Annotated in this window: 8 protein-coding genes; 6 read left to right on the forward strand and 2 right to left on the reverse strand. The window is 52.1% G+C overall.

Annotated elements, in window-relative coordinates; genetic code table 11:
- The first annotated feature begins 6 nt into the window (after positions 1 to 6).
- From kdpB to W01_RS02650, 6 genes are all read left to right on the forward strand, one after another.
- On the forward strand, positions 7 to 2,073 hold the full coding sequence (gene kdpB / locus W01_RS02625) for a potassium-transporting ATPase subunit KdpB (protein ID WP_173052074.1): 2,067 nt from the start codon (positions 7 to 9) through the stop codon (positions 2,071 to 2,073).
- Positions 2,074 to 2,082: 9 nt separating this feature from the next.
- Positions 2,083 to 2,655 carry a potassium-transporting ATPase subunit KdpC gene (gene kdpC, locus W01_RS02630; RefSeq protein WP_173052075.1) on the forward strand — a complete coding sequence of 191 codons (573 nt, stop codon included), beginning with the start codon at positions 2,083 to 2,085 and terminating at the stop codon, positions 2,653 to 2,655.
- Positions 2,656 to 2,702: 47 nt separating this feature from the next.
- Positions 2,703 to 5,489, forward strand: coding sequence for a two-component system sensor histidine kinase KdpD (gene kdpD / locus W01_RS02635; RefSeq protein WP_173052076.1), 2,787 nt, complete (start codon positions 2,703 to 2,705; stop codon positions 5,487 to 5,489).
- A complete protein-coding gene (kdpE, locus tag W01_RS02640; protein WP_173052077.1) occupies positions 5,486 to 6,184 on the forward strand; it encodes a two-component system response regulator KdpE in 699 nt (232 codons plus the stop codon). The genes kdpD and kdpE overlap by 4 nt, the downstream gene beginning before the upstream one ends.
- A 309-nt stretch (positions 6,185 to 6,493) precedes the next feature.
- Positions 6,494 to 8,077: a CorA family divalent cation transporter gene (locus tag W01_RS02645; protein ID WP_242007019.1), complete on the forward strand. Its 1,584-nt coding sequence runs from the start codon at positions 6,494 to 6,496 to the stop codon at positions 8,075 to 8,077.
- A gap of 497 nt (positions 8,078 to 8,574) precedes the next feature.
- Entirely contained in the window at positions 8,575 to 9,660 is a 1,086-nt protein-coding gene (locus W01_RS02650) for a porin (protein ID WP_173052079.1), read from the forward strand.
- Between the two features lie 95 nt (positions 9,661 to 9,755).
- Here the strand turns inward: W01_RS02650 and lolD are convergent, their stop codons facing one another.
- Positions 9,756 to 10,436, reverse strand: coding sequence for a lipoprotein-releasing ABC transporter ATP-binding protein LolD (gene lolD, locus W01_RS02655; RefSeq protein ID WP_173052080.1), 681 nt, complete (start codon positions 10,434 to 10,436; stop codon positions 9,756 to 9,758).
- Positions 10,429 to 11,673 carry a lipoprotein-releasing ABC transporter permease subunit gene (locus W01_RS02660; RefSeq protein WP_173052081.1) on the reverse strand — a complete coding sequence of 415 codons (1,245 nt, stop codon included), beginning with the start codon at positions 11,671 to 11,673 and terminating at the stop codon, positions 10,429 to 10,431. The genes lolD and W01_RS02660 overlap by 8 nt, the downstream gene beginning before the upstream one ends.
- Between the last annotated feature and the right edge of the window lie 79 nt (positions 11,674 to 11,752).

Here is an 11,752-nt window from a genome sequence, read left to right on the forward strand (position 1 = left end):
ACAGTCATGTCGCGCAAAAGCTTGGCGCTTTTTGATTTCACATTGATCGGTCCAGCCATCATCGATGCGTTCAAAAAACTGCACCCACGCACGCAGTGGCGCAGCCCTGTTATGTTTGTTGTCTATGTCGGCAGCATCATCACCACATTACTGTTTACCCAATCCCTCACCGGTAAAGGCGAGGCGAGTCCCGGCTTTATTCTCGCCACTACGGTGTGGTTATGGTTCACGATACTGTTTGCTAACTTCGCCGAGTCGATGGCCGAAGGCCGCAGCAAGGCACAGGCAGCATCATTGCGCGCACTGAAACAAACAGTCATGGCGAAGAAGCTGACGACACCGCGGTATGGCACTTCCTGGTTGCCCGCTTCCGCATCTGACCTGCGCAAAGGCGATACGGTACTGGTTGAAGCGGGTGATGTGATTCCTGCCGACGGCGAAGTGATTGAAGGCGTCGCGTCGGTCGATGAAAGCGCAATTACCGGTGAATCTGCGCCCGTGATTCGTGAGTCGGGCGGCGATTTTTCCGCCGTCACCGGCGGCACGCGCGTACTATCCGATTGGCTGGTCGTGCGCATCTCGGTCAATCCAGGCGAAGCATTTATTGACCGCATGATCGCCATGGTTGAAGGTGCCAAACGGCAGAAGACGCCGAACGAAATCGCGCTGACCATTTTATTGGTCGCGCTTACCATCATCTTTTTGGTGGTGACTGTCACCTTGTTACCGATGTCGCTGTTTTCGGTCGAAGCGGCCAAGGCGGGTGAGCCGGTCACGATCACGGTATTGATTGCGCTATTGGTCTGTCTGATCCCAACCACGATCGGCGGCTTGCTATCCGCCATCGGCGTGGCCGGCATGAGCCGCATGATGCAAGCCAACGTAATCGCGACTTCAGGCCGTGCCGTCGAAGCGGCGGGCGATGTCGACGTGCTATTGCTGGACAAGACCGGTACCATCACGCTCGGCAATCGTCAGGCGTCCGCATTCATGCCGGCGCCCGGCATTACCGAAGCACAGCTGGCTGATGTCGCGCAGCTGGCATCATTAGCCGATGAAACACCGGAAGGTCGCAGTATTGTGATCCTGGCCAAGCAGTGTTTCAATATTCGCGAGCGTGAGATGGCAGAACTCAATGCGACATTCGTGCCGTTCACGGCGCAGACCCGCATGAGCGGCGTCGATATCGGCGAGCGTGCGATTCGCAAAGGTGCGGCCGATGCGCTGAAGAAATATGTCGAATCGCTGGGACGTCCATTCCCCGCCGAGGTTGCCAGAACGGTGGACGATATCGCGCGCCGCGGCAGTACCCCGCTCGTTGTGGTGGATGATGGCCGCGTGATGGGGACGATCGAATTGAAGGATATCGTCAAGGGCGGCATCAAGGAACGCTTTGCCGAATTGCGCCGGATGAGTATCAAAACCGTGATGATCACCGGTGACAACAAGCTAACCGCAGCTGCGATTGCGGCTGAAGCCGGTGTCGATGACTTCCTGGCGGAGGCGACGCCGGAAGAAAAACTCAAGCTGATCCGTAGCTATCAGGCGCAAGGCCGCCTGGTCGCGATGACGGGTGACGGCACCAACGATGCACCGGCGCTGGCGCAGGCTGACGTGGCGGTGGCGATGAATTCTGGGACGCAGGCGGCAAAAGAAGCCGGCAACATGGTCGATCTCGATTCCAACCCGACCAAACTCCTGGAAATCGTCGAAATTGGTAAGCAGATGCTAATGACGCGCGGTTCTCTGACTACGTTTTCGATCGCCAACGATATCGCCAAATATTTTGCGATCATCCCGGCCGCATTCGTGACCACCTATCCGCAATTGAAGGCGCTCGACGTGATGCATTTGACCAGTCCGTCGTCGGCGATCATGTCAGCGGTGATTTTCAATGCGCTGATTATCGTGGTGTTGATTCCGTTAGCTTTGAAAGGTGTCAAATACCGTGCGGTCGGCGCGGCATTGTTATTGCGCCGTAATCTGCTGATTTACGGATTGGGTGGCATTATGGTGCCGTTTGTCGGTATCAAGCTGATTGATATGGCACTGACCGTTTTTAATCTCGTTTAGGAGCTTCACATGATATCCATTCTTCGACCAGCGTTCGTGTTGTTTGCCGCACTGACGCTACTCTGTGGTGTGTTGTATCCGTATGCGATCGCTGGTATCGGGCAAATTGCCTTTGCCAGTCAGGCCGAAGGCAGCCTGGTATCACTCAACGGTCAGCCGGTAGGTTCTTCACTGATCGGTCAGGCGTTTTCCTCTCCGAAATATTTCTGGGGAAGACCATCTGCCACCAGCCCGATGCCGAACAATGCCACCGCTTCCAGCGGTTCCAATCAAGGACCGCTCAACCCGGCCCTGGTCGACACAGTAAAGGGCCGCATTGATGCATTGAAAGCCGTTGATCCAGCCAATACCGCGTCGATCCCGGTCGATCTGGTAACCGCATCGGCCAGCGGCCTGGATCCGGAAATCAGCGTGGCTGCCGCGTATTACCAGGCTGGCCGCATCGCGCGCGAGCGACAATTGCCTGACAACGAAGTACGCAACATTATCGATCAACACAGAGAATCCCGGTATTTTGGTTTCTTCGGCGAACCGCGCGTGAATGTGCTTGCATTGAATCTTGCACTGGATCAGCGGCGTTAAATTGGTACTCTTGAATTGTAAAATAGGCTGACTTATCCCACTGACTTATGTATCCAAACAACGATCAACGCCCGGACCCGGATGCCTTGCTGGCGCAAGTACAAGCGCAGGAGCGTCGCGCCGCGCGCGGCAAGCTCCGAATATATTTTGGTGCGTCGGCGGGCGTCGGTAAAACCTATGCGATGCTGACCGCAGCCCGCAAGCTGCAGGCTGACGGCCATGACGTGGTAGTTGGTATTGTCGAAACACACGGTCGCAGCGAAACGGCCTCGTTGCTTGAGGGGCTCGATGTTCTACCATTGAAGACCATCGATTATCGGGGTAAGGCGATTACCGAATTCGATATCGATGCCGCGCTGGCGCGCCACCCTGCTTTGATCCTGATCGACGAGCTGGCGCATTCGAACGCACCTGGCTCACGCCATCCAAAGCGTTGGCAGGACGTTGAAGAGTTACTCGATGCTGGTATCGACGTTTTCACGACACTGAATGTGCAACATCTGGAAAGTTTGAATGACGTTGTCGGTGGCATCACCGGCATTCGCGTATTGGAAACCTTGCCCGATACTGTCTTCGATGAGGCCGATGAAGTTGTACTGGTTGATATTCCGGCTGATGAACTGCTGGCACGGCTCAAGGTGGGCAAAGTTTATCAGGCGCAACACGTGGAACGTGCTTCGCGCAACTTTTTCCGCAAAGGCAATCTCATCGCATTGCGCGAACTTGCGCTGCGGCGTACCGCCGATCGGATAGAAGATGATGTGCAGGCGTATCGGATCGAAAAATCCATCAACACGGTATGGAAAACTGATTCCGCACTGCTGGCTTGCATTGGACCCCATTCAGGGGCCGAGCATGTTATTCGCAGCGCCGCACGGTTGGCCAGCCAGTTGAATGCGGATTGGCATGTGATTTACATTGAAACGCCACAATTGCAGCGCCTGTTGCCCGCGCAGCGCGAACGTATTCTGAAGACATTGAAACTTGGCGAGAGTCTTGGCGCTACGACGGCTATCCTGACCGGGAACGATGTTGCGTTAGAGATCGTAAATTATGCGCGCAGCCGGAATTTCTCGAAAATCATACTGGGACGCAGCCTTCCAACGTGGCCTTGGCATACCCCGCATCTGAAACGTGTGGCTGCCCTTACTCCGGATATCGATTTGACCCAACTCGGTCTAGCCAGTTCGGAACCATTGCAGACTGCCGAAGAATCGAATGCGCTTGGTGTTGCGCGAAGCCTAACGCAACCAGCAACGAATGAAGCGGAATCCGCTTCGCCCCGCAAACAGCGCCAATGGCATTATGTGTGGGCGACCGGCGCGAGTCTATTAACGGCGGCGATCGCCACGCCATTATTGCCATACCTAGATCTTGCCAACATCGTGATGCTATTCTTGCTGACCGTTGTACTGATTGCGGTGCGCTTCGGGCGCGGGCCAGCGGTGACCGCTACCATCGTGGGCGTTGCCGCATTCGATTTCTTTTTTGTATCGCCGCGATTTTCCTTCGCGGTCAGCGACTTTCAATATGTGGTGACCTTTGCGGTAATGCTGATGGTTGGATTGATCACTGCGCACTTGACTTCGGGCCTGCGTTATCAGGCGCGTGTCGCCTTACATCGCGAATCCCGTTCGCGTGCCTTGTATGAATTTGCGCGCGAATTATCCAGTGCATTACAAACTGAGCAAATATTCGAAATTACGCGCACATTCATTGCACGCACTTTCCGTGCCCAGGCGACACTGCTCTTGCCGGACGATGCGGGCCTCTTGCAATCGCCACCGCTTGCCGTGGGAGAACTATCCAGAAATTCCAATATGGGCGTACTCGATATGGGCATCGCCCAGTGGGCATTCGATCACGCAACAGCGGCCGGTATTAGCACTGATACGTTGCCGGGTAGCCATTTCTTTTACCTACCGCTGGTTGCGCCGATGCGTACCCGTGGCGTGCTTGCCATTCAGCCGGAAAACCGTCGCTGGATATTGATTCCTGAACAACGTCAACAGCTCGATACCTTCGCCGTGCTGGCGGCGATCGCACTGGAACGGGTGCACTATATTGAGGTCGCACAGGACGCGCTGGTGCGCATGGAATCGGAAATGCTGCGCAATTCCTTGCTGGCGGCACTATCGCATGATTTGCGCACGCCGCTCACCTCACTGGTGGGCTTGTCCGAGTCGCTGGCCAGATCTAAACCGCCACTGGCATCGGCACAGCAGGCACTCGCCGACGCGTTGCATAATGAAACTCTGCGTATGAGCAATCTGGTGTCGAACCTGCTCGACATGGCGCGTATCCAGAGCGGGGAAGTCAAATTCAATTTGCAGTGGCAACCGTTTGAAGAAGTGGTCGGCAGCGCATTGCGCGCCAGCCAGTCATTCCTCGGCAGCCATGAGGTGCAGACCTGCCTTGCACGCGATTTGCCACTGATACATATCGACACCGTATTGATCGAGCGTGTGCTGTGTAATTTGTTGGAAAATGCAACCAAGTACACGTCGGCCGGTTCGCGTATCGTCATTGCAGCGGAAGTCAGCGGCCAGTTTCTGGAAGTTGCGGTGATCGATAATGGCCCCGGCCTTCCGGTTGGCAAGGAAGAAGCGATTTTTGAAAAATTCACCCGCGGCAAACGCGAATCATCAATTCCCGGCGTCGGCCTGGGTCTGGCGATTTGTCGCGCCATCGTCGAGGCGCATGGCGGCGCTATCCATGCCGGGCAGGCGACGGGCGGCGGCGCGTCCATCATATTTACCCTTCCCCTCGGCACGCCTCCCGCCATGCCTGACATGGACGAGAGTGGTGCGAACATCGGTAACCACGCACCATGACTGAATCCATACCTATTGTTCTTCTGGTCGAAGATGAGCCGCAAATCCGGCGTTTCGTGCGCACTGCGCTGGTGGATGAAGGATGGCAAGTCTTCGAATCGGAAACGATGAAACGCGGTTTGATCGATGCCGGTACACGCAAGCCAGATCTGATCATCCTTGATCTCGGATTGCCTGATGGCGATGGCGTCGATTTCATTGTCGACGTCCGGAATTGGTCCACCGTGCCAATTATTGTACTTTCAGCGCGCACCAATGAAGCCGACAAGATCCGCGCACTCGATGCCGGTGCTGATGACTATCTGACCAAGCCATTTGGGGTTGGCGAGTTACTTGCGCGCGTGCGTTCCACCGTACGGCGACTGCGCCAACCAGGTATCAATCTTCATGGAGTGATCCAGTTTGGCGATGTCAAGGTGGATATCAAGGCACGCCTTGTGACCAAGGCAAATCAAGTAGTGCATCTGACACCAACTGAATATCGATTGCTAATGGTTCTTGTGACCAATGCAGGACGGGTGGTAACCAACCCGCAATTGCTGCGTGAAGTATGGGGGCCGTCGCACTCCGAGAGTAGTCATTATCTGCGCGTCTATATGGGACATTTGCGGCAAAAGCTGGAGGATGACCCCGCGCAGCCTCGCTATCTCCTTACTGAAACTGCAGTGGGCTACCGACTACTTTTACCTTTGTAAATTTGTATGCATCAGAGCGCTTTTTGAAAGGCTATGCCGTAATTACCTATTAAATTGGAGTGTCCAATCAGCATAAAGTTTGGTCACGAAGGTGCACACCATGAAAGCAACTGAATTTAGGGTATGGCTGGAAGCGTTAGGTCGTATGAAAAATCTTGAGGAAGTGCTGGTATAGTAAAGGTGAGACGACCGCTCTCCGAATCGGCTGGTAACGCGCCTAAGTCAAGACAAAAAACGATGATGACCACAACCGCTTCAGATCATACTGTCCGCCATTTCCGTGAGGTGCTTTTCTGGCCGGTGCAACTGATGCCGCTTGGGAACGGCGGGAACCCACAACCCCATTGGAAATTACTGGCACAGGGCGGAGAAGACAATCCATGGCGCAGGCTGGAAGACAGGTTTCAGGCGGGGAAGCTTGATTTTGAGGAAAGGCATTACAAGGAATTCGTCACCTTTCTGCCTTATGTTCAGCGTTTCATTTACGGTGAAAGCCACAGTCATGTGGCTTATGATGCAGATGATCCGCTGGGTGAATCTGCAATCAAGATATTTCGGCGGCGAGGAGTTTCCGCCTTGCGGCTGGAGTTGCGCGAAGGTGATACCCCCGTAACACTGACTGTAGAGCATATCGAACTCTGGTTCTTTGACGACATCAACGTCGCTTTCCTTAAGGTGGAATTGTCCGTCGACGACCTGCCGTTTTATGTAGCGTGCGATTTGCTATACCGCTTTGGCCGCGCCTACCCGACGGGCTGGGATAGCGATGGCCATGGTAAACACAATGCCCATCGCGCCGAGTGGTTATCTTCAGACGGCACAGTGCTTGCCGTGTCTGATTCGGCTAATCAGGAAAAATTTCTCTCTTACACCCGCAGGCATCGTTCGCCGGGAATTTGCGCCCACTGGGATTTTTTGCTGCGCCCCTTGGTACTGGATCCGTCGGAGGAAGCCGGCAACCTGCGCTATCGCCAGATTGAATACCACCGCATGCCGTTGATGGCGTTCCTGGCTGTGGACAACCCGCGCAGCGTGAGCCGGGAAGACTGGCTGCGCCTCGGCATGGTCGCCACTCTCCATCCCGATGAGGCGTTGCCCACGCACGATCCAGACGTGACTGAGTTCGAGTCGCGCTACTGCTATGACCGCTTCTGGACCGATACTGAGGCCGGCCCAAACACCCGTTTCTTTTGCACCGGGCGTGCCTTCATCATCGTCGGAGATGCGCATGCCGATTATTTTCACGATCGGAAGCGCGGTATCCTGGCCCAGTTCCGTCACCAATACGTTTTGTTGTTCATGATCACGCATTTCCATCGCGCATCGCTGTTGGTTTTTTCCGATCGCATGGTGGATGCGGTGCATGACCTGGACATCCATACACCTCAATCCATAAGCCGTTTCCGGCGCAGAATTTACGCCGGTTTCGAGGCCTTTCTGCGCTTCACCCACCGCTACTGGTTCCACGAGCTGTCCGAGCGATCCCACGTACAGGCACTCTACCGTATGTGCAGCGAACATCTGGGCAACGATGTACTGTATCAGGATGTAAAGGAAGAGCTGCGGGACATGAGCCAATATCTCGACAGCAATGCGCAGCGCCAGCAATCCACCACCATTGTCCGTCTTACCGTGGTAACCACGTTCAGCATGGTCGGCACGGTGGCCACCGGCCTGCTCGGTATGAATCTTCTTGCCGAGGCCGAAGCTCCCATCTCCACGCGCCTGACCTATTTCTTCATTACTACGCTGATCACGGCGCTGCTCATGTTGCTAGCCATTCTTAAATCAAAGCAGCTCTCCGATGCGATGGATGTGCTGGCCGATGACCAGAAAAGTCTGCGCACCCGCTTGTCCACGCTGGGCAAGGTGTGGAAGCGCAGCCTGCACTAGTTCATGTTTAACAGTCTCAAAAATATTTTTAACTATCAGTCTATTACAGGCAACATAAAACCGTAGCGGCACTACATGCTCGTAATTTTGGTTTAACTGACCAGTTTTTATTACCCCTCTGTACCTGGTTGATTACCGGCAACAGAAACAAGCGCAATTAAGCTACTTATCTCTCGCAGCTTTCACCCAGCAATGTCATGTAAAACAACTCGCTTTTTTATCTGTTGGACTCCTCTATTGCCAACCGATCTCAGTTCGAACTGGCGTGAAAAACGTTCGGTAACTCGCTATTTCTGCATGCAGTCAGACAATATCAATTTTTACATTTTGTATACGCCTGACATACAAGTTTTTACAAAATTTTTAGATCGTTTTCGCTAATCTGCTCATCATCCAAATAGACTTGGATGAAAATGATGATGTCTGCGTTTGAAAGGCACTTTCAATTATGACTGGGCAAGACCTGTACGACTAAAACCATTAGTTAAGGAAATATTATGAAGAAACTGATTCTCGTTATCACAGCAATAGCTGCATTCACAGGCGGCTTTGTCCACGCAGAAGACAAAAAACCGGATACCGCGTTAACCTTTAAAGGTTATGCAGAAACATACTATAGCTACGATTTTAATAAACCAATCAACAACACAAAATCCCCATTTATTTATAGCTACAATAAAAATAATGAAGTTTCAGTGAATTTGGCTTTTGTGAAAGGCTCATACAACACAGATAGCGTCAGAGCTAATCTCGCATTAGCCGGTGGTAGCTATATGAATTCCAATTATGCAGCTGAGCCTGGCGTATTGAATAATCTCTATGAAAGTAATGTTGGCCTGAAGCTTTCTAATAAAAATAATCTGTGGTTTGATGCTGGTGTTTTTTCATCACATATAGGTTTTGAAAGTGCCGTTGGTAAAGACAATTGGACTTTGACCAGAAGTTTAGTAGCAGAAAACACCCCTTATTATGAAACAGGCGCCAAAATCAGTTATACGTCAGATAATGATGTATGGTTTGTGAGTGTATTAGTTCTGAATGGTTGGCAACATATTCGACATGTAAAGGGGAATTCGTCTCCTTCATTTGGTACCCAGGTTACTTATAAACCTTCCGCAAAAATAACCTTGAATTGGAGCACATTTATTGGAAACGACAAGCCAGATAATGATAAGAGAATGCGATATTTCAATAACTTTTATGGAATTTTTCAGCTGAATAATGAGCTGGCTGCAATATTTGGTTTTGATATTGGGGCCGAACAAGAAAGCAAAGACTCATCAGCCATGAATACGTGGGTCAATCCAACAATTATCTTTAAATATACGCCAACAGCAAAAACTGCTATCGCTATAAGAGCTGAGTATTATGATGATAAAAATGGAGTAATCATTGCAACTGGTACATCTAATGGTTTTAAAACATGGGGTTTCTCAACTAATTTCGACTATAACATTACAAATAATATTGTGTGGAGGGTAGAAGCTAGGACATTAAGTAGCAAAGACAATATTTTCATTAAAAATAATAATATCGCTAACAACAATGCTTTTGTGACGACGGCTTTGGCTATCAGTTTCTGATGAGTCATTGGCAACAAAACTGTGTGCTCACCCTTTAACCTTCACTTGATGTATCGACGCGATTCCTCCCATTACGACAAAAATCTCTGCGGCAATCACGCTTCATGCAGTACTCCATCCATCAAACGAAGCTGACGTTGCATTTTCCCCGCTAGCTCCAAGTCGTGAGTGACTACGATGAAACTGGTGTTAAGCCTGGAATTGAGCTCTTGCATCAGTTCAAATAATGCTTGCGCACTGGCGCGATCAAGATTTCCGGTAGGCTCGTCTGCTAATACACAGGCCGGCTCGGTAACAAGTGCGCGCGCCACGGCGACACGCTGACGTTCACCACCGGAAAGCTCGGCGGGTAGATGTTCCGTACGGTGCGCGAGACCTACTAGCCCGAGCATGCGCGCGGCAATCGGGTCTGTTTCACTGCGCTTCATGCCTCGGATCAGGAGTGGCATGGCAACATTTTCCAGCGCGGTGAATTCTGCCAGTAGATGATGAAACTGGTACACAAAACCTAGCGCCTGATTGCGTAGAGTGCCGCGCTCTGCTTCATTCATGGCTTGCACATCGTGGCCGAGGAGGGCGACGCTGCCGCTGCTGGCCTTGTCCAATCCACCAAGCAAGTGGAGCAGGGTGCTTTTACCGGAACCGGAGCTACCTACGATGGCGATACGTTCGCCGCGCATGACGTCAATATTAACGCCGGTAAGCACGGGTACATTGAGTTTTCCTTGCACAAAGGTTTTGCATAAATTGCGGCAGGAAATGACCATCTCACTCATAGCGTAGCGCCTCCGCCGGTTGTGTTCTGGATGCGCGCCAACTTGGATAGAGCGTGGCAAGCAGGCTGATAAGAAAGGAGAAACATGCCACGACCAGCACATCATCGCGCTGTAAATCAGAGGGCAGCTCGTTGATGAAATACACTTCTTTGGAAAGGAAGTGCATGCCCAGCAGTCGTTCTATAAACGGAACTACCGTGTCGATGTTGAGGCTTAACAAGATCCCTCCGCCAACGCCGAATACCGAACCGATCAGCCCAATCAGGGCGCCTTGCACGATGAAAATTTTCATAATGCTGGCGGGCGAAGCACCGAGCGTGCGCAGAATGGCGATGTCGGCTTGTTTGTCGGTAACCGCCATGACCAGTGTGGAGACAATGTTGAATGCAGCTACCGCCACGATGAGTGAAAGAATGATAAACATCATTTTCTTTTCGATCTGCACTGCACGGAAATAATTAGAGTGCTGACGCGTCCAGTCACTAACATAGATATTGCGCGGCAAGACGCGTTGTATCTCGATGGCCACCTGGGGAGCCAAATCGAGATCATTCAAACGTGCGCTGATACCGCTTATCGCACTACCCATTTGATAGAGCTTCTGCGCGTCATTCAGGTGTATCAGTGCCAGCGTATTGTCATAGGGTGCCATACCGATCTCAAAAATGCCGACTACGCGGAATTGCTTGAGGCGCGGTACCATTCCGGCAGGCGTGACCTGCCCCTGAGGAGAAATAAGTAGCACCTTGTCGTTCAGATGCACGCCCAGTGTGTGCGCCAAGTCTGAACCCAGCACGATGCCGAAACTGCCTTCCCGCAAGGCATCCAGCGAACCGGCTTTCATCTTGTCGGAAAGGTCGATCACTTTGCTTTCATGCTGCGGCAAAATGCCGCGTACCATTACGCCCTGTACATTTTGATCAAACGAGACCATGCCTTGTCCATTCACGAAAGGCGCGGCAGCCGCTACTTGCGGATATTTTGCCGTGAGCTGTAAGGTAGGTTGCCAATCGACCATATAGTTTCCCTCTTCACTGATTTGCAGGTGGGGCGCGATACCTAGAATACGTGTACGGATTTCTTTTTGGAAACCGTTCATCACTGACAGCACTACAATCAGCGCGGCCACGCCCAATCCCATACCCAGCATGGAGATAAGCGAAATAAAGGAAATAAAATGATTGCGCCGCTTGGCACGGGTGTAACGCAGACCAATAAAAAGTTCGTAAGGACGCAAAGTGAAGAGCTCAAAATGAAGTGGGCGCTAGTTTGCCACAAGAGCGTTCTCTGTGGGATGGTAAACTGGTGCGGATAAA

This window comes from Candidatus Nitrotoga sp. AM1P (assembly GCF_013168275.1).
Lineage (GTDB): Bacteria > Pseudomonadota > Gammaproteobacteria > Burkholderiales > Gallionellaceae > Nitrotoga.

What these genes read in the sequence shown, in the direction of transcription:
- kdpB (WP_173052074.1), top strand. Translation starts at nt 7, where the DNA reads ATGTCGCGCAAAAGCTTGGCGCTTTTTGATTTCACATTGATCGGTCCA.
- kdpC (WP_173052075.1), top strand. Translation starts at nt 2,083, where the DNA reads ATGATATCCATTCTTCGACCAGCGTTCGTGTTGTTTGCCGCACTGACG.
- kdpD (WP_173052076.1), top strand. Translation starts at nt 2,703, where the DNA reads ATGTATCCAAACAACGATCAACGCCCGGACCCGGATGCCTTGCTGGCG.
- kdpE (WP_173052077.1), top strand. Translation starts at nt 5,486, where the DNA reads ATGACTGAATCCATACCTATTGTTCTTCTGGTCGAAGATGAGCCGCAA.
- W01_RS02645 (WP_242007019.1), top strand. Translation starts at nt 6,494, where the DNA reads ATGCCGCTTGGGAACGGCGGGAACCCACAACCCCATTGGAAATTACTG.
- W01_RS02650 (WP_173052079.1), top strand. Translation starts at nt 8,575, where the DNA reads ATGAAGAAACTGATTCTCGTTATCACAGCAATAGCTGCATTCACAGGC.
- lolD (WP_173052080.1), bottom strand. Translation starts at nt 10,436, where the DNA reads ATGAGTGAGATGGTCATTTCCTGCCGCAATTTATGCAAAACCTTTGTG.